At 67.7% G+C, this 17,837-nt stretch carries 21 protein-coding genes; 16 read left to right on the plus strand and 5 right to left on the minus strand.

The features are described from left to right. Window positions 1–81: 81 nt before the first annotated feature. The 3 genes from ACZLHH_RS15810 to ACZLHH_RS15820 are packed head-to-tail and all read left to right on the plus strand — an operon-like array spanning window position 82 to window position 3,515. A complete protein-coding gene (locus ACZLHH_RS15810; RefSeq protein WP_010486714.1) occupies window positions 82–987 on the plus strand; it encodes a segregation and condensation protein A in 906 nt (301 codons plus the stop codon). A 13-nt stretch (window positions 988–1,000) separates the two neighbouring features. Then, window positions 1,001–1,876 (plus strand): SMC-Scp complex subunit ScpB, encoded by an 876-nt coding sequence (gene scpB, locus ACZLHH_RS15815; RefSeq protein WP_134951545.1) that lies wholly within the window; start codon window positions 1,001–1,003, stop codon window positions 1,874–1,876. Further along, window positions 1,869–3,515, plus strand: a complete 1,647-nt coding sequence (locus tag ACZLHH_RS15820) for a pseudouridine synthase (RefSeq protein ID WP_180844498.1) — start codon at window positions 1,869–1,871, stop codon at window positions 3,513–3,515. The genes scpB and ACZLHH_RS15820 overlap by 8 nt, the downstream gene beginning before the upstream one ends. A 116-nt stretch (window positions 3,516–3,631) precedes the next feature. Here ACZLHH_RS15820 and ACZLHH_RS15825 read toward each other — a convergent pair whose 3' ends face one another. After that, entirely contained in the window at window positions 3,632–4,420 is a 789-nt protein-coding gene (locus tag ACZLHH_RS15825) for an AraC family transcriptional regulator (protein WP_180844499.1), read from the minus strand. Window positions 4,421–4,510: 90 nt separating this feature from the next. Here ACZLHH_RS15825 and ACZLHH_RS15830 point away from each other — a divergent pair, with 90 nt between their 5' ends. Then, entirely contained in the window at window positions 4,511–5,659 is a 1,149-nt protein-coding gene (locus ACZLHH_RS15830; RefSeq protein WP_180844500.1) for an MFS transporter, read from the plus strand. Between the two features lie 84 nt (window positions 5,660–5,743). Here the strand turns inward: ACZLHH_RS15830 and ACZLHH_RS15835 are convergent, their stop codons facing one another. Then, on the minus strand, window positions 5,744–6,151 hold the full coding sequence (locus ACZLHH_RS15835; RefSeq protein WP_010486702.1) for a hypothetical protein: 408 nt from the start codon (window positions 6,149–6,151) through the stop codon (window positions 5,744–5,746). A gap of 353 nt (window positions 6,152–6,504) precedes the next feature. Here ACZLHH_RS15835 and ACZLHH_RS15840 point away from each other — a divergent pair, with 353 nt between their 5' ends. Further along, window positions 6,505–6,798 (plus strand): hypothetical protein, encoded by a 294-nt coding sequence (locus ACZLHH_RS15840; protein WP_180844501.1) that lies wholly within the window; start codon window positions 6,505–6,507, stop codon window positions 6,796–6,798. Here ACZLHH_RS15840 and ACZLHH_RS15845 read toward each other — a convergent pair. The 3 genes from ACZLHH_RS15845 to ACZLHH_RS15855 all read right to left on the minus strand — a co-directional run bounded on the left by ACZLHH_RS15845 (window position 6,785) and on the right by ACZLHH_RS15855 (window position 9,291). After that, window positions 6,785–7,219 (minus strand): hypothetical protein, encoded by a 435-nt coding sequence (locus tag ACZLHH_RS15845; protein WP_071229733.1) that lies wholly within the window; start codon window positions 7,217–7,219, stop codon window positions 6,785–6,787. The two genes, ACZLHH_RS15840 and ACZLHH_RS15845, sit on opposite strands and share 14 nt — an antisense overlap. A 103-nt stretch (window positions 7,220–7,322) precedes the next feature. Then, window positions 7,323–8,129 carry an amidohydrolase gene (locus ACZLHH_RS15850; protein ID WP_071229732.1) on the minus strand — a complete coding sequence of 269 codons (807 nt, stop codon included), beginning with the start codon at window positions 8,127–8,129 and terminating at the stop codon, window positions 7,323–7,325. A gap of 13 nt (window positions 8,130–8,142) precedes the next feature. After that, entirely contained in the window at window positions 8,143–9,291 is a 1,149-nt protein-coding gene (locus ACZLHH_RS15855) for a pyridoxal phosphate-dependent aminotransferase (RefSeq protein WP_032129783.1), read from the minus strand. On the opposite strand from ACZLHH_RS15855, the gene ccmA reads away from it, so the two are divergent. The 11 genes from ccmA to ACZLHH_RS15910 all read left to right on the plus strand — a co-directional run bounded on the left by ccmA (window position 9,281) and on the right by ACZLHH_RS15910 (window position 17,836). Then, window positions 9,281–10,108 carry a heme ABC exporter ATP-binding protein CcmA gene (gene ccmA / locus ACZLHH_RS15860; protein WP_429000437.1) on the plus strand — a complete coding sequence of 276 codons (828 nt, stop codon included), beginning with the start codon at window positions 9,281–9,283 and terminating at the stop codon, window positions 10,106–10,108. The two genes, ACZLHH_RS15855 and ccmA, sit on opposite strands and share 11 nt — an antisense overlap. Continuing rightward, on the plus strand, window positions 10,105–10,800 hold the full coding sequence (gene ccmB, locus ACZLHH_RS15865; protein ID WP_032129785.1) for a heme exporter protein CcmB: 696 nt from the start codon (window positions 10,105–10,107) through the stop codon (window positions 10,798–10,800). The genes ccmA and ccmB overlap by 4 nt, the downstream gene beginning before the upstream one ends. Before the next feature lie 43 nt (window positions 10,801–10,843). Next, entirely contained in the window at window positions 10,844–11,614 is a 771-nt protein-coding gene (ccmC, locus tag ACZLHH_RS15870; RefSeq protein ID WP_099473661.1) for a heme ABC transporter permease CcmC, read from the plus strand. Then, complete coding sequence (locus ACZLHH_RS15875; RefSeq protein ID WP_088026569.1) at window positions 11,611–11,799, plus strand: heme exporter protein CcmD; 189 nt, start codon at window positions 11,611–11,613, stop codon at window positions 11,797–11,799. The genes ccmC and ACZLHH_RS15875 overlap by 4 nt, the downstream gene beginning before the upstream one ends. Beyond that, window positions 11,796–12,257 carry a cytochrome c maturation protein CcmE gene (ccmE, locus tag ACZLHH_RS15880; protein WP_014647764.1) on the plus strand — a complete coding sequence of 154 codons (462 nt, stop codon included), beginning with the start codon at window positions 11,796–11,798 and terminating at the stop codon, window positions 12,255–12,257. Before ACZLHH_RS15875 ends, ccmE begins: the two co-directional genes overlap by 4 nt. Beyond that, the gene (locus ACZLHH_RS15885; RefSeq protein WP_180844502.1) at window positions 12,258–14,177 is read left to right on the plus strand and encodes a heme lyase CcmF/NrfE family subunit; all 1,920 of its coding nucleotides are present in this window, start codon (window positions 12,258–12,260) and stop codon (window positions 14,175–14,177) included. Window positions 14,178–14,185: 8 nt separating this feature from the next. After that, window positions 14,186–14,803, plus strand: coding sequence for a DsbE family thiol:disulfide interchange protein (locus ACZLHH_RS15890; RefSeq protein WP_134950781.1), 618 nt, complete (start codon window positions 14,186–14,188; stop codon window positions 14,801–14,803). A gap of 4 nt (window positions 14,804–14,807) precedes the next feature. Next, window positions 14,808–15,257: a cytochrome c-type biogenesis protein gene (locus ACZLHH_RS15895; RefSeq protein ID WP_049401127.1), complete on the plus strand. Its 450-nt coding sequence runs from the start codon at window positions 14,808–14,810 to the stop codon at window positions 15,255–15,257. After that, window positions 15,251–16,240 (plus strand): tetratricopeptide repeat protein, encoded by a 990-nt coding sequence (locus ACZLHH_RS15900; protein WP_180844503.1) that lies wholly within the window; start codon window positions 15,251–15,253, stop codon window positions 16,238–16,240. Before ACZLHH_RS15895 ends, ACZLHH_RS15900 begins: the two co-directional genes overlap by 7 nt. A 138-nt stretch (window positions 16,241–16,378) precedes the next feature. Then, complete coding sequence (metX, locus tag ACZLHH_RS15905) at window positions 16,379–17,491, plus strand: homoserine O-acetyltransferase MetX (protein WP_164080182.1); 1,113 nt, start codon at window positions 16,379–16,381, stop codon at window positions 17,489–17,491. Continuing rightward, on the plus strand, window positions 17,492–17,836 hold the full coding sequence (locus ACZLHH_RS15910; protein ID WP_180844504.1) for a DUF1294 domain-containing protein: 345 nt from the start codon (window positions 17,492–17,494) through the stop codon (window positions 17,834–17,836). Window position 17,837: the final 1 nt, after the last annotated feature.

Here is a 17,837-nt window from a genome sequence, read left to right on the forward strand (position 1 = left end):
TCTGGTGCCCTGGGGCTCCGTGGCGTTGGCCCGGCGAACCCGGTGCCGCGACTGGTCCGTTGCAATCCTGATGTCCATTAGATGACTTCCGAACTCGCGCTCGACGCGAACCCGCCAACCCGGCCGCCCGCCCCACAGCAGCAGGAAATGCCGCTGGCCGTGGTGCATGGGCAACCGGTCCTGCAGATTCCGCAGGACCTGTACATTCCGCCGGACGCGCTGGAAGTCATCCTGGATGCCTTCGAAGGCCCGCTGGACCTGCTGCTGTACCTGATCCGCCGCCAGAACCTGGATGTCCTGGACATTCCCGTCGCCGAGATCACCCGGCAGTATGTGGAATACATCACCGTGATGCGCGAGCTGCGCTTCGAGCTGGCCGCCGAGTACCTGGTGATGGCCGCGATCCTGGCCGAGGTGAAGTCGCGCATGCTGCTGCCGCGCCCGGTCAGCGAGGAAGGCGATGAAGCCGACCCGCGCGCCGAGCTGGTGCGCCGGCTGCAGGAGTACGAACGCTTCAAGCAGGCCGCCGAGGACATCGACGCCCTGCCCCGCCAGGACCGCGACACCACGGTGGCACACGCCTTCATGCCCGAACGCGCCACGGTGAAGCTGCCGCCGCCGGTGGACCTGAAGGAAATGCTGCTGGCCCTGCACGACGTGCTCAAGCGCGCCGAGCTGTTCAGCGGTCACGCCATCAAGCGTGAGGCACTGAGCGTGCGGCAACGCATGGGCGAAGTGCTGGGACGCCTGGAAGATGGCAAGTTCTATCGTTTTGAAGGCTTGTTCACGGCCGAAGAAGGCAAGCTGGGCGTGCTGGTCACGTTCCTGGCGGTGCTGGAACTGGCCAAGGAACAGCTGCTGGACATCGTCCAGGAAGAACCGCTGGCGCCGATCTACGTGAAATCGCTGGCCGCCGGCAACACCAACGCCCCGCTGCAGTTCAGCAGCGAGTTCGACGACAACGACGCCGCCAATGCAGACGAGTGAGCGCTGACTGCCGATGGATCAATTGCTGATCAACCGCATTGTCGAAGGTGCCCTGCTGGCCTCCAGCCAGCCGCTCACCCTGGCCCAGCTGAAAGACCTGTTCCCGGAAGAGGAACCGGCACCGCCGGGCAGCATCGAACGCGCACTGGAACGCCTGCGCGAAGCCTGCGAAGGCCGCGGCGTGGAACTGGTCGAGGTCGCCTCAGGCTTCCGCTACCAGGTCACCGGCGAAGTGCATGGCTGGATCAGCCGGCTGTGGACCGAACGCAAGACCCGTTACACCCGCGCCACCCTGGAAACCCTGGCGCTGATCGCCTACCGGCAGCCGATCACCCGCGGCGAGATCGAGCAGGTGCGCGGCGTGGCGGTCAGCAGCAACATCATCCAGGCGCTGGAAGAACGCGAGTGGATCCGCGTGGTCGGCCACCGCGACGTACCCGGCAAGCCGGCGCTGTTCGGCACCACCAAGGGCTTCCTGGATTATTTCGGCCTGAAGCGATTGGATGAGCTGCCGCCACTGTCGGAACTGAAGGACCTGGGCGAGCTGGAACCCCAGCTGTCCCTGGACCGCGATGCACCGGCAGCGGCAAGCGCCGACGGTCCTGACCTCTCGGCCGGCGACGAAGGCGCTGCCGCGAACGATGATGCCGGCCTGGCCGGCAGTGACACCCCCGATTCCGCCGACGCAGCCCCTGCGCCGGCTTCCGATGAGCAAGCACCTTCGCCCCTCGATGATGGGCACCCCGATTCCGCGCCGGGCGAGCGCGCGGTGCCAGTGAACGAACGCGAAGACAACGCCGTCGCGATGACGACCGTGGCTGTTGACCAAGCCGATTCCGAACCAGAGGCCGACCTCGAAACCGTCGGCCGGAGCAAAACTGATGAGTGACACCCCTCGCAAGCTGTCGTTGAACAAGCTCTCGCTGAAGCGCGAAGCCACCTCCGAACAGTTCAAGTTGGAAGAACGCCTGCACAAGGTGCTGGCACAGGCTGGCCTTGGCTCGCGCCGCGCGCTGGAACAGCGCATTGCCGAAGGCCTGGTCAAGATCAACGGTGAAGTCGCGCAGACCGGCATGTCGGTCAAGAGCGGCGACAAGATCGAACTGGATGGCCGTGGCTTCGTCGCCACCGCCCTGGCCGAGCCGTCGCGCGTGCTGGTCTACAACAAGCCGGAAGGCGAAGTGACCACCCGCGATGATCCGGAAGGCCGCCCGACCGTGTTCGAATCGCTGCCGCCGCTGAAGGGCGCGCGCTGGATCGCGATCGGCCGCCTCGACATCAACACCACCGGCCTGCTGCTGGCCACCACCGACGGTGAACTGGCCAACGCCATGATGCACCCGTCGTTCGAGGTCGAACGCGAATACGTGGTGCGCGTGCGTGCACCGGAAGGCGAGGAAAAGGTCTCCGACGCCATCGTCGACCGCCTCACCCGTGGCGTCGCGCTGGAAGACGGTCCGGCCAAGTTCGACGAGATCGAACGCATCGGCGGCACCGACTCGCACGACTGGTTCCGCGTCGTGGTGAAGGAAGGCCGCAACCGCGAAGTGCGTCGCCTGTGGGAGTCGCAGGGCTGCCAGGTCAGCCGCCTGAAGCGCACCCGCTACGGCAAGGTGAGCCTGCCGCGCGAACTGGCCCGCGGCCATTCGGTGGAACTGGGCACCGCCCAGGTGGAAGCCCTGCGTGCGCAGCTGAAGCTGGAAGAAGGCGCACCGTCGGCACTGACCCTGCAGCCGGTGATCGGCCAGCGCCGTGCCGCCAAGACCACCGTGCGCGTGCGCGAAGGTGGCCGCGGCAACGCCTACGTCAACGGTCACAACACCGCTGACGAAGGCCGCGAGCTGCGTCGTTTCGACAACGTCCGCGAAGACCGCGGCCGTGGTCGCGGCGGCAAGGGCGGCGGCTTCAAGGGCGGCCTGACGGTCAGCGGTGAAGCGGCAGCCAAGCAGTCGCAGAAGCCGTTCAAGCAGCGTGCCCAGAAGAACGACCGTTCGCTGCCGGAAGGCAATCCGGCCGCGTTCCGCACCTGGTACGTGCCGGATGGCGTGAGCACCGGCCCGAGCGGCCATCGCAACGCCGGTCCGGGCGCACGCGGCCCCGGTGCCCGTGGTCCGGGTGCGGGCGGCCAGGGCCGTCCGTACGGCAAGCCGAAGGGTCCGGGTGCAGGCGCCGGTGGCGGCCAGGGCCGTGGCGGTTTCGGTGGTGAAGGCCGTGGCGGCGCAGGCGGCCAGGGTCGTCCGGCCGGTGCGGGCAACCGCTCGCAGGGCCAGGGCAACAAGCACCCGTACGGCCATCCGGGCAATGCCCCGAGCTTCCCGTCCGACCACGCCACGCCGGGCTTCAATCCGTATGGCAGCCCCAAGCCCGCGCAGGGCGCCCGTCCGGGCGGTCGCGGCCCGGGCGGCGGCAACCGTGGCCCGGGCGGCAATCGCGGCCCCGGCGGTCCGGGTGGCAACCGTGGCCCGGGCGGCCCCGGCGGCAACCGCGGTCCGGGCGGCCCGCGCCGCAGCGGCCCGCGCGGCGGCTGATCAGCGATCCGACTGAAATGAAAAACCCCAGCTCCGGCCGGGGTTTTTCTTTAAAAAGGGGACGGAGGGGATTAAGTCGTTTTTGCCACGGTGTACATCGAAGGGGCGAAAGCGACTTAATCCCCTCCGTCCCCTTTTGCGTGGCGCTGGAAAGCGGCGGGGGTGGTGCCGGTCATGCTGCGGAAGAAGGCGATGAACGGGCTCTCGGCGGAAAAGCCGGTGTCCTGGGCCACGTGCGCGACGCGATGGCCCAGCAGCAGCAACTCCATGGCCCGCATCAGGCGCCATTGCTGGCGCCAGGCCTGATAGCTCATGCCGGTATCACGCTGCATCAACCGGCCGACGGTACGCGCGCTCAGGCCCGTGCGCGCGGCCAGCTCCCCCAGTTCAGGCGGCAGCTGTTCGGCCAGCGGCAAGCACCGTGCGATTCGCGGATCACCCGGCAGAGGCAGATCCATCGGCGCCACCGGTGCAGCGGCGATTTCCAGCACGCACAACGCCAGTTGATGGTGTGCGCGCGGCGACTGCCAGTCATGGTCGAACGGTGCCTGCGCGATCGGCTCCAGCAAGGCCTGCAGCAGCGGGCCCACGCCGATGATGGCCGGCTGGCGGGGCAGCTGTGCCGACAGGGTGGCATCGAAGTACAACGAACGGTAGTCGACCGCCTGGCGCATCTGCGCGCGATGGCGCAGCCCACCCGGAATCCACGCTGCGCGCGCGGGCGGCAGCAGGCTGATGCGATCACCGTAGGTCAGGCGCGTACAGCCCTGCCGGGTGTACAGCAGCTGCGCGCGCGCATGCTGGTGCCAACCAGAGTCGTGATCGGCCAATGAGGCCGCGATACCCAGCACCGGAGCGCCCCAGGCATCGGCGTCGAAGTGCGCATCCGGCTGCAACCAGGCCATGTCTGATTTCATGCATTCGATGACAGGATAGACAGAGTGCGCCATTGCGGACGCAACCACAATGCGCGGCCCTGTTTCTGGAGCGCCCGCATGTCGCGCCGCCTGTTGCTGCTCACCGTTGCACTGCTGATGTTTCCGCAGTTGGCACAGACCCTGTACAGCCCGGCCCTGGCCGATCTGGCCGAACGCTTCGCCCTGCCGCCGAGTGCCGCCAGCCAGGCCATGAGCCTGTACCTGTTCGGCTTCGCTGCAGGCGTTCTGCTGTGGGGGCGCCTGGCCGATCGTATCGGTCGTCGCCCCGCCCTTCTCTGTGGCCTCGGCGTCTTCGCAGTGGCTGCACTGGGCGGGCTGATGGCTGGCAGCTTCGGCCAGGTGCTGCTGGCCCAGGCGTTGGCCGCAGTCGGCGCCGCCGCCGCTTCGGTGGTCACCCAGACCGTGCTGCGCGACCATCTGCAGGGGGCGGCATTGGCGCAGGCATTCTCCTGGATCGGCATGGCCCTCGCCCTGAGCCCGGCCATCGGTCTTGCACTGGGCACGCTGCTGGTCACCGCCAATGGCTATCTCGGCGTACAGTCCGGCCTGCTGCTGATAGCTGCCCTGCTGGCAGTCGCATGCCTGGCTGGCCTGCGCGAAAGCCGCCCTGCACAGATCCCGCACACGCTCATGCTGCCGCTGCTGCGGGAACTGCTGCGCGATCGCTGGATCTGGTCACACGCGTTGCTGGTGATGGCCTTCAACGTGGCGATGTACAGCTGGTATGCACTCGGCCCCTTCGTGTTTGCGCGCCTGCACTGGCCAGCCACCTGGTTCGGCGCCAGCGGCGCGGTGCTGGCACTGGGCTCGGCACTGGGCGCGTGGGGCAATGGCCGCCTGCTGCGTGCAGGCGTTGCCGCAACCACGCGCATCCGCATCGCCGCAGGCCTGGTCCTGACGGGAGGCCTGCTGGCCACGCTGCTGGATGATCACCCTGCCCTGGTCGCGGCGATGGTGCCGGTGGTGACGGGCTTCGGCCTTGCCATTCCCAATGTGCTCGGCCAGGCTCTGCGCGGCTATCCGCATTGTCTCGGCAGCGCAGGCGCGCTGTTCGGCCTGCTCTACTACCTGTTGATCGGCGCGGCAATGGCGTTGGTCGGCGCAGTGCAGCTGCTGGCACCGACCCTCATCGTGTGTGGCCTGCTGGCCTTGTGGCTGCAGCGGGATCGGTCAGTCGACGGCGGAAGGCCTGGCTGCCGATCGTAACGATGAAGGACTCGCTCCTGCTGCCACGCGGGCAGCAGGGGCCCCGAGGTCCCTGCCCCGGGGCCTGGATCAGCAAACAGCGGGTTACTGCACGTTGATCACTTCGTCCATCGGCGCGAGGAAGTTGCCAGGACTGTTGCGCGACGCCGAGATCACATAGGTCCCGGGTGTTGCGATGGTCGCGGTGCAATGGCGGATGGGCGTGGTGTTGCCACCGTCGTAATTGTCATTGGTACGGCACAGGAACTGACCATTGGCATAGACCGAGAAATTACTCGTTCCATCCACCTGGCCGCCGCCTGTGATGTAGATTTCCGACGGCGAGCCAGCCACACGCGGCAGCGTGCCGATCTCGAATCTGGCCGTCACCGGATGCGGCAACAGGCTGGGACACGGCACAACGAGTCCGCTGTCAGACAGGCAGACCTCGGCGTGGGCGATGGCGGGCGTGGCGATGAGGGCCACGAGCAGCACGGACGTTCTGAACTCCATTCCAGCGTCTCCAATGATCCCAGCAGAATCGCTGGGACGTCCCTGTTAGGCATTGCGGGGTTACGGCAGGGTCAAGGAAACGTAAATGCATGAGCGCCCACAGCGTCGGATAGCTGCAGGACCCGCTCTGGGCGGTGCGTTGCACCGCCTCCACTGCGGTTGGCCCCTATCCCTGCCCGATGACTTCATGTCGATGCAGGATGCTCACCGCCGCGCGGCACTTTTCCGGCGCGGATCGACGCTCACACCGCATGTTAGGAATTGCTGCAAACACGAGGCATTGTGCGCCACGCCCGGAATTCACATCAGGACGCTGGCTATCGTGCGCGCTCTCCCACACCAGGCAGATGCCCATGATCACCATTACCGCCGAACAGGCCCGCACCAACGCCGATGCCGCCAAGCGCCCGATCGAACAGTTCTACCGCGACCTCGACAACTCGATCCAGATCGGCTCGGAGAATGGCCGCCGCTATCTCGTGTTCGCCTTCAGCCAGGTGATGGCCAGCGAGCAGCTCGTCGAAGACGTGACCGCACAACTGCTCAAGAATGGTTTCGGTGTCGAACGGTTGTTGAGCGATTCCGAACAGCACTACATCCGCATCAGCTGGGGATCTGCCGAGCCGTCGCGCCTCAGCGCCGGCTGAGGGTGAACGCGGTGCCGTCCACGCCCAGGTCCCAGCCCTTGCCGGTACCGGACAGGGCCAGCGAGATGTCGCCCTTGGTCATCACCTGCGCGTTGCTGGACTTCACCGCACCGGCATGCGCGCCGACCGAGGCGTAAGTACCCAGCAGTTCGTTGACGCTGACCGCGCCGGTGAAGCTGCCACGCCCGTTGGTGATCTTCGACTTGCCCACGGTCAGGCCGCCGCCCTTCATCTGGATGCGCACCGGCATGCTGGCGCCATTGCTGCAGGTGACCGTGCCATTGCCGGAGGCGGTCTTGTAGATCAGCGACCAGCCGGACAGGTTGTAGCGCAGCTGGCAGTCGAGGTTGCCGGCGGCGTGCGCGGCCGGGGCCAGCGATGCGGCCGACAGGGCCAGCAGCAGGGCGAAGGACGTGTTCATGGCAGGACTTCCAGTTCGGTCGGACTGGCGGCGAATCTAGCAGCGCGCGCGTGCACGTTGAATGCAGGCGCGCGTGCTGGTGCGGCGGCGTTCAGGCCATCGCTCAGGCCTGCTCGTCCAGGTGGAAGGCATCGGCATCAAGCATCGCCGGGAAGCGCGCACGGTGTGCGGCCAGCGCCTCGGCCGAGATGGTGGTGGTGACCACTTGCTCGCGCTCGCGGATCTCCACCTGCGGCTGGCCGAGGAAATCCAGCACCGCGCTGTCGCCGGCGTAATGCAGCTGGTTGCCATCGACGCCCACGCGATTCACTGCGGCCACGAAGCACAGGTTCTCGATCGCACGCGCACGCAGGAGGGTCTTCCACGCATAGGCGCGCGCCGACGGCCAGTTGGCAACGAAGATCTGCAGGTCGAAATCCAGCTGCTGCGGACGCTCCACGTTGTAGCGGTTGCGGCAGAACACCGGGAAACGCAGGTCGTAGCAGACCTGCGGATTGATTCGCCAGCCTTTCCATTCCACGCTCAGGCGCTCACGGCCGGCGGCATAGCGTTCGTGTTCACCGCCGTAGCGGAACAGGTGGCGCTTGTCGTAGTACTGCAGCCCGCCATCGGGCGTGGCGAACAACAGGCGGTTGTAGACGCCCTCGCCCTCGCGCAGCTGCACGCTGCCGATCACCGCCGCGTCCAGCGCCTTGGCCTGTTCGCGCACCCAGGCCACGGTCGGGCCGTCCATGCCTTCGGCCTGGGCGATGGCTTCATTGGAGAAACCACTGGTGAAGGTCTCCGGCAGGATCACCAGATCGGTGGTGCCGGCCAGCGGTGCCAGCAGCGCGCCGTAGTACTCACGGTTGCCCGCCGGGTCATGCCAGCGGGTGTCGCCCTGGACGAGGGAAATGCGCAAGTCCTGCATGTTCAAGCCTCGCTCAGAGCAGGCGCAGGCGTTCGATCGCCGCGTCCATCGTTGCTTCATTCTTGGCGAAGCACAGGCGCACCAGGCGCTGGCCGGCCGGCGGGTTCTCGTAGAACGGCGACAGCGGGATGGCGGTGACGCCCTTCTCGATGGTCAGCCACTTCACGAACTCATGGTCCGGCAGGTCGCTGATGGCCGAGTAGTCGACCAGCTGGAAATAGCCGCCCGGCACCGGCAGCGCCTTCAGCCGGGTGCTGGCCAGCTGCTCGCGGAAGCGATCGCGCTTGGCCTGGTAGAACGCACCCAGCTCCAGGTGGTGTTCGGGCTCGTCGCGGATCATCGCGGCGAAGCCGTACTGCGCCGGGCCGAAGCTGGTGAAGGTGTTGTACTGGTGCACCTTGCGGAACTCGGCGGTCAGCGCCGGCGGGGCGATCGCATAGCCGATCTTCCAGCCAGTGCAGTGGTAGGTCTTGCCGAAACTGGAGATGACGAACGCGCGCTCGCGCAGTTCCGGGTAGCGCAGCGCCGATTCATGCCGGCGGCCGTCGTAGATGATGTGTTCGTACACCTCATCGGAGATCAGGTAGATCTGCGTGCCGCGCAGCAGCTCGGCCAGCGCCTGCATGTCCTGCGCCGACAGCATCGCACCGGACGGATTGTGCGGGGTGTTGACGATCAGCATGCGCGTACGCGGGGTGATCGCCGCACGCACTCGGTCCCAGTCGACGGCGAAGGTCTGCGGATCCAGCGACACATGCACGGCCTTGGCGCCGGCCAGATCGATCGCCGGTTCATAGCAGTCATACGCCGGGTCGAGCACGATCACTTCCTCGCCCGCACGCACCACGGCATGGATGGCGTTGAAGATGGCCTCGGTGCCGCCGCTGGTGACGGTGATTTCGCTGTCCGCGTCGACCTGCGCGCCGTAGCAGTCCAACGCCTTCTGCGCGATGGCCTGGCGCAGCGGCGCCACACCCGTCATCGGCGGGTACTGGTTCAGCCCGGCGGCCATCGCCCTGGCGGTTTCATCGATCAGGCGCTGCGGTGCGGAAAAGTCCGGGAACCCCTGACCGAGGTTGACCGCGCCGTGTTCGGCGGCGAGCTGGGACATCACGGTGAAGATCGTGGTACCGACCTTGGGCAGCTTGGTGGTGGGTTGCATCGGCCTGGGGATATGGGGAGACAGACCCCTGAGTTTACGCAATCCCTGCTTCGGTAGTGCCGGCCGCTGGCCGGCAACCCCAGGCAATCTGCGACGCTGGGTCGCACCTGCCGGCCAGCGGCCGGTACTACCCTGTGAATTCACCGCTACAATTGCCGCCGCACTCCGGCATGAAGACCTTTGCCCCTTGAACACCCCTGCATTGCTGGCCGCCAGCGGCCTGAGCTTTTCCCGCAATGACGAGCCGGTGTTCGGCCCGCTGGACTTCCATGTGGACGCCGGCGAGGCCCTGCTGGTGCAGGGCGGCAATGGCGCCGGCAAGACCACCCTGCTGCGCGTGCTGGCCGGCCTGGCCCGGCCCGGCGCCGGCCAGGTGCGGATCGACGGCAAGCCGGCCAGCAATGCCGAGCGTGCACGCTACGTGGCCTACCTCAGCCATCTGCCGGCCTTGAAGCCAGACCTGGACACGCTGGAGAACCTGCATTTCCTGTGTGGCCTGCACGGCCGTCGCGCACGGCAGATGCCGGGCAACGCGCTGGCCATCGTCGGCCTGGCCGGTTATGAGGACACTCTGGTGCGGCATCTGTCGGCCGGACAGAAGCGGCGGCTGGCACTGGCGCGCATCTGGCTGTCACCGGCGCCGTTGTGGCTGCTCGACGAACCCTATGCCAACCTCGACCTGGAGGGCATCACCCTGGTCAACCGGATGATTTCGGCGCACCTGCGTGCCGGTGGCGCGGCGCTGGTCACCACCCACGGCGCCTACGCCGCACCGCCGGTGCGCACCCGCCAGCTCGACCTCGGCGGTGCCGCATGATCGCGCCGGGTACCGAACCGGGCCTGTGGCAGACCGCAGCGGCCCTGCTCAAGCGCGACCTGCGCCTGCTCTGGCGCCGCCGCGGCGATGCGCTGCAGCCGCTGCTGTTCGCGGTGCTGGTGGTGGTGCTGTTCGCCCTCGCCCAGGGCCGCGAACCACAGCTGCTGGCCGCCACCGCCGGTGCGGTGCTGTGGCTGGCCGTGCTGCTGGCGGGCCAGCTGTCGCTGGATTCGCTGTTCCGCTCCGACGCCGAGGACGGTTCACTGGAACAATGGCTGCTGGCGCCGGTACCGCTGGCGTGGCTGGTGCTGGTGCGCGTGCTGCTGCATTGGGCCACCACTGCACTGCCGTTGATCGTGGTCAGCCCGCTGCTGGCGGAAATGCTGCATCTGCCGCATGACCAGCTGCCGATGTTGCTGGCATCGTTGCTGCTGGGAACGCCGTTGCTGAGCCTGATCGGTGGCGTGGTCGCCGCACTGACCGTAGGCATCCGACGCTCTGGTATTCTCGTGGCGTTGCTGTCGTTGCCGCTGTATGTGCCGGTGCTGGTGTTCGGCGCTGGCAGTCTGGCGGCAGCCGGACGCGGGCAGGATCCGGTCGGTGCGCTGCTGATGCTGGGCGCCGGCCTGCTGGTCGCGCTGGTGCTGGCGCCGTTGGCCACCGCCGCTGCAATACGTATTTCTCTGAGTTGACCGAGCTGAGAGCCAATCCACCCCTGCTGGATAGCCGCCACGCATGAATCCGATTGTCCGCTGGTTCCACCAACTCGGTTCGCCTCCCACGTTCGACCGTTTCGCTGCCCGCTGGTCGCGGGTGTTCTACCTCGCGGCGGTGCCAGTGCTGCTGGTCGGCATGTGGCAGGCGCTGCTGGTGGTGCCGCCGGAAGCCAAGCAGCTGGACAGCTTCCGCATCCTCTACATCCACGTGCCCAGTGCCTGGATGAGCCTGTTCGTGTTCGCGCTGATGGCGCTGTATGCGGCCATCGCGCTGATCTGGCGGATCAAGGTCTGCGAGATCCTGGCCATGGCCTGCGCACCGATGGGTGCCGGTTTCACCCTGATCACCCTGTTGACCGGCAGCATCTGGGGCAAGGGCACCTGGGGCACCTGGTGGGACTGGGACCCGCGCATGACCAGCGAGCTGGTGCTGCTGTTCCTGTACCTGGGCGTGATCGGCCTGTACCACGCCATCGAGGACCGCCGCAGCGCCGCGCGCGCGGCCGGGCTGCTGGCAATCGTCGGCGTCAGCCTGCTGCCGGTGATCCGCTACTCGGTGGACTGGTGGGGTGGCCTGCACCAGCGCCAGTCGATCAACGTGTTCGGTGAATCGGCGATCAGCAGCGCGATGATCGCGCCGCTGTGGTGGATGGTGATCGGCACCAAGTTCTGGTTCGCCGGTTCGGTGCTGGCCAAGGCCCGCGCTGACAATCTCGACCGCGAGGCCGGCAAGGCCTGGGTCGGCGGCCGCGTCGATGCCGCACGCCCGTCCCGGGAGGTCCAGCCATGACCCACCTGCCCTATGTGATCGGCGCCTACGCCGTGTTCGTGCTGGTGCTCAGCGCCGATGCCATCGGTTCATGGCTTCGCCTGCGCGTGGCGCGTCGGCTGGCACTGGCCCGGCAGCAACGGCAGCAGACCCGCGCCGGCAGGCAGGACGCAGCGGCGCCGTTGTCGACGGAGCTGGAACGATGACCCCGGTACAGCGTCGCCGCCTGGTCTGGGTGCTGCTGGCCCTGCTCGCCTCCGGCCTGGCCACCGCGCTGGTGGCGATGGCGCTGGAGCGCAACATCGCCTACCTGTACACGCCTTCGGAAGTGCTGCGCGGCGATGTCGATGCGCAGTCGCGCTTCCGCCTCGGCGGCATGGTGGTGAAAGGCTCCTTCAACCGACCGGTCGGGTCGCTGGAGGCCCGCTTTGAAGTGACCGACGGCGACGCGCAACTGGCAGTGACCACGTCGCGGATCCTGCCGGACATGTTCGCCGAAGGCACGGCGGTGGTCGCCAGCGGCCGACTGCAGGACGGCACCTTCGTCGCCGACGAAGTGCTGGCCAAGCACGATGAAAAATACGTGCCGAAGGAAGTGGCCGACAAGATGGGCGACGCCCATCGCAAGCACGACGTGCCGGTGACGGCACCCGAGGTGCGCTGAGTGCTGCCCGAACTGGGTCAGATCCTGATGTTGTGTGCGTTGCTGGCCTCGCTGCTGCAGGCCGGCCTGCCGCTGGTCGGCGCGCAGCGCAACAACGCCGCATGGATGGCGGTGGCACGGCCAGCCGCCTTCGCACAGCTGCTGCTGCTCGCCGGCGCCTTCGCGGTGCTCACCGCTGCGTTCGTGCAGCAGGACTTCTCGGTGCGCTACGTGGCCGAGAACTCCAATTCGCTGCTGCCGATGATCTACCGCTACTCGGCGGTGTGGGGTGCGCACGAGGGCTCACTGCTGATGTGGGCGCTGGTGCTGGCGCTGTGGACCGGTGCGGTGGCGCTGTTCTCGCGGCACCTGCCGGCACCGGTGCAGGCGCGTGTACTGGCGGTGATGGGCATCGTCAGCGTCGGATTCCTCGCCTTCCTGATCTTCACCTCCAACCCGTTCCTGCGCCTGAATCCGGCCCCGCTGGAAGGCCGTGATCTCAACCCGCTGCTGCAGGACCCGGGCCTGATCATCCATCCGCCGATGCTGTACATCGGTTACGTGGGCTTTGCTGTGCCGTTCGCATTCGCGGTGGCGGCACTGCTGGAAGGCCGCGTCGACGCGCGCTGGCTGCGCTGGACGCGGCCGTGGACCAACGTCGCCTGGGGCTTCCTGACCCTGGGCATCGCGCTGGGCAGCTGGTGGGCCTATTACGAGCTGGGCTGGGGCGGCTGGTGGTTCTGGGACCCGGTGGAAAATGCCAGCTTCATGCCGTGGCTGGTCGGTGCGGCACTGATCCATTCGCAGGCGGTCACTGAGAAGCGCGGCACTTTCGGCAGCTGGACCCTGCTGCTGGCGATCGCCGCCTTCGCGCTGTCGCTGCTCGGCACCTTCCTGGTGCGCTCCGGTGTGCTGACCAGCGTGCATTCGTTCGCTGCAGATCCGTCGCGCGGCCTGTTCATCCTGGTGTTCCTGTCGGTGCTGGTCGGCGGCAGCCTGCTGTTGTACGCGCTGCGTGCCAGCCAGCTCAGCGTGGACGCCGACGATCCGCGCCGTGGCTTCACCGCCACCTCGCGCGAGACCCTGCTGCTGGCCAACAACCTGCTGCTGGCCACCGCCTGCGCGATGGTGCTGCTCGGCACACTGTATCCGTTGCTGGCCGATGCACTGTCGCTGGGCAAGATCTCGGTCGGCCCGCCCTACTTCGGCAGCCTGTTCCTGCTGCTGATGGCACCGATGATCCTGCTGCTGCCGTTCGGCCCGCTGGTGAAGTGGCAACGCGACCAGCCCTCGCGCGCGTTCGCGCTGCTGGCACCCTGGCTGGGGCTGGCGGTGCTGCTGGGTGCGCTGGCCTGGTGGCAGGCGCCGCAGAACGGCTGGAAGGCCGGTCTTGGTGTCGCCGCTGCGGTCTGGGTCGGGTTCGGTACCGCACGCTTCGTCTGGCAGCGACTGCGCGGCAATGGCCGCTTCACCGCCGAAATGCTCGGCATGATCGTCGCCCATGCCGGCATCGCCGTGTTCCTGGCCGGTGCGCTGCTGGTGGAAGCCCTGAACGTACAGCGTGAAGTGGCGCTGGCACCGGGCCAACAGGTGGTGGTCGGCCGCCACGAGGTGCGCTTCGAGGGCGTGGACCATCGTGAAGGACCGAACTTCATCGCCGACCGTGGCCACCTGCGCGTGTTCCGCGACGGCCGCGAGCTGGCCCTGCTGCATCCGGAAAAGCGCCAGTACGCCAGCGGCGGCCAGGTGATGACCGAGGCCGGCATCGATGCACGCTTCGATGGTGATGTCTACGTGGCATTGGGCGAGCCGCTGGGCAACAATGCATGGGCGGTCCGGGTGCACATCAAGCCGTTCGTGCGCTGGATCTGGCTGGGCGCGCTGCTGATGGCCCTGGGCGGATTCATCACCGCCGCCGACCGCCGCTTCCGTCGTCCGTAGGAGTTTCCATGTCCGAGTCCCCCGCCCCGCGCCCCTCCCGCCCGCTGCCGCCGGTAGCCATCGTGATCGGCGTGCTGTTCTTCTTCGGCCTGCTCGGGCTGATGATCTACGGGGTGATGAAATCGGGCGATCCGCAGCGCGACGTGCTGCCATCGGCGCTGATCGACAAGCCGGCGCCGGCGTTCGCGCTGCCGGTGCTGCACGACCCGGAAATGATCGTGCACAGCGACGAACTGCGCGGCGCGCCATACCTGTTGAACGTGTGGGGCAGCTGGTGCGCGGCCTGCCGCGAGGAACACCCGGTGCTGACCCGTTTCGCCGAGAGCAAGCGCGTGCGCGTGATCGGCTACAACTGGAAGGATGAACCGACCGATGCCCTGCATTGGCTGGAACAGCTGGGCAACCCGTTCATGGTCGTGCTCAGCGACGTGGAAGGCCGCACCGCGATCGACTGGGGCGTGACCGCCGCACCGGAGACCTTCCTGGTCGATGGCAGCGGCGTCGTGCGCTGGAAGTACAGCGGTGCGATGACCCAGCGCGTGGTCGACGAGAAGCTGATCCCGGCACTGGAGAAGATCGAGAAGGCCCAGGGCAATGCCGGCAGCACGCTACACACGGCGCCCTGAGCCCATGCGCTGGCTGCTGGCATTGCTGCTTCTGATGCTGCCCCTGGCCGTGCTGGCACAGCAGCCGTTGCATGATCCGCAGCCACTGCAGTTCCGCGATGGCGCCGAAGAACGCCGCTTCCACGACCTGGCCGCGCAGCTGCGCTGCGTGCAGTGCCAGAACCAGTCGTTGGCCGACTCGAACGCGCAGATCGCGCAGGACCTGCGCCGCGAGGTGCTGCAGTTGATGCAGCAGGGCCACGACGACGCACAGATCAAGCAGTTCCTGGTCGCGCGCTACGGTGAGTTCGTGCTCTATCAACCGCCTCTGCAACCGGGCACCTGGCTGCTGTGGGGTGGTCCGCTGCTGGTGCTGGGCGCCGGCGCGCTGGTGGTACTGGGCATCGTCCGCCGCCGTGGCCGCACGGTTGCTGCCGCCCCCGCCAGCAAGACCGATGAAGGAGACGGATGGTGAGCCATTGGCTGCCGATGCTGGCTGGACTGGTGGCCGCACTGATGGCGGCGCTGGTGCTGTGGCCGCTGCGCCACCACGGTCGCCGCGGTTTCGTGGTGGGCGTGCTCGCGCTGGGCGTGGCCGGTGCCTGCCTGTATCTGCTGGTTGGTGATCCGCGTGCAGCACAGGTACAACCAACCCCGTCGGTAGCCACCCTGCGCGATGGCGTGCAGGCCTTGCAGGATGCACTGAAGCGAGACCCGCAGCGAGCCGATGGCTGGACGCTGCTGGGCCGGTCGCAGGCCGAACTGGGCAACGCCGCAGCCGCCGCGGACGCCTTCGCACGTGCTGCCGCTCTCGCCCCGGAAGACCCCGGCGTGCTGGTGGAAGCGGCGCAGGCACGTGCGCAGGCCGATGCCGGCAAGCAGTTCGATGACACCGCGATGGCCTGGTTGCAGCAGGCTCGTGCGCTGGCGCCCGATGCAGAGCGCGCCAGCTGGCTGCTGGGCATCGCCCTGCGCCAACGCGGAAAGAACGCCGAGGCTGCCGACGTCTGGAGCGGCCTGCTGCCACGGCTTGAGCCCGGCGCCGCGCAGGCGCTGCAGGCGCAGATCGCCATCGCCCGTGAGGCCGCCGGCCAGGCGCCTGATGCTGCCGCTGCGGCGCCACCGGCGCTGCTGCAGGTGCGCGTGCAACTGCCTGCGCTGAACAACGCCGAGTGGCCCGCCAGCACCCAGGTATTCGTGCTGGCCCGCGCCGTGGGTGGACCGCCGATGCCGGTGGCCGCACGCAAGCTGCCTCTGGCCGGTTTCCCGGCCACGGTCGGGCTGGGCGACGCAGACAGCCCGATGCCGACCGCACCGTTGTCCGCGCATCGCGAAGTGGAAGTGCTGGCACGCATCTCGCGCAGCGGCAGTGCCAACCGCAGCGAGGACGATCTGCAGAGCGTGCCGGTGAAGGTGAGCCTGCCGCATGAAGGCGTGGTGGAGCTGCGGTTCCCGTAGTGCCGGCCGCTGGCCGGCAACCACGCGGGCGCATCCAGATTCATGAGGTTGCCGGCCAGCGGCCGGCACTACCGGGTGCATCGCCGATGGAAACCAGCGTGTCGCCAGCTCCACATGCGGCCCCGCTAGAATGACTGCATGACCGAATTCATCCCGCCCGGCACCCGCTTCCACGCCCTGCCCTCGCCGTTCCCGTTCAAGCGCGGTGGCGCCCTGCACGGCGCACGCGTGGCCTACGAAACCTGGGGAACGCTGGCCGCCAACGCCAGCAACGCGATCCTGATCGTGACCGGCCTGTCGCCGGACGCGCATGCAGCGGCCAACGAGGCCAACCCGGCACCGGGCTGGTGGGAAGGCATGGTCGGCCCCGGCAAGCCGATCGATACCGACCGCTGGTTCGTGGTCTGCGTGAATTCGCTGGGCAGCTGCAAGGGCTCGACCGGTCCCGCCTCGCTCAACCCGGCCACGGGCCAACCGTATCGCCTCGACTTCCCCGAGCTGTCGATCGAAGACGGCGCACGCGCCGCGATCGAAGTCGTGCGTGCACTGGGCATCGAACAGCTGGCCTGCGTGGTCGGCAATTCAATGGGCGGCATGACCGCACTCGCGGTACTGATGCTGCACCCGGGCATTGCGCGCAGCCACGTCAACATTTCCGGCAGTGCGCAGGCACTGCCGTTCTCGATCGCGATACGTTCGCTGCAGCGCGAGGCGATCCGCCTTGATCCGCGCTGGAATGGCGGTCACTACGACGATGCCGAGTATCCCGAGTCCGGCATGCGCATGGCGCGCAAGCTGGGCGTGATCACCTACCGTTCGGCACTGGAATGGGATGGCCGCTTCGGCCGCGTGCGGCTGGATTCGGACCAGGCCGACGACGATCCGTTCGGCCTGGAATTCCAGGTGGAAAGCTACCTGGAAGGCCATGCCCGGCGCTTCGTGCGCTTCTTCGATCCGAACTGCTACCTCTACCTGAGCCGCTCGATGGACTGGTTCGACCTGGCCGAATACGCCGACGGTGATGTGCTGGCCGGGCTGGCGAAGATCCGGGTGGAGAAGGCGCTGGCGATCGGCGCCAACACCGATATCCTGTTCCCGGTGCAGCAGCAGCAACAGGTCGCCGACGGCCTGCGCGCAGGCGGTGCCGATGCGCGTTTCATCGGCCTGGAGTCGCCGCAGGGCCATGACGCCTTCCTCGTCGATTTCGAGCGTTTCGGCCCGGCCGTGCGCGGCTTCCTCGACGCGCTGTAAGTGGCATGGCGGCGTAACCTCGCGCTGGCCGCATTCGGTGCGTTGATCGCACTGACGGTCAGCGGCGTGCTGCCGCTGTGGCTGGGCGGTTGGTGCCTGCTCGCCAGCGCGGTGTCGTTCGGCCTGTACGGCCATGACAAGCGCGCGGCGCAGCGAAAGCAGTGGCGTGTTCCCGAGCGCACACTGCAGTTGCTGGCCTTTGCCGGCGGTTGGCCGGGCGCGCTGCTGGGCCAGGCGCTGTTCCGCCACAAGCATCGCAAAGCCGAATTCCAGTGGGTGTTCTGGCTGTGCGTGCTGGCCAACGTGGCCTCGGTCGCGGTGATGCTGCGCGAGTTCTCGTGGTAAC

The organism is Stenotrophomonas sp. 28608_Sma, from assembly GCF_056486185.1.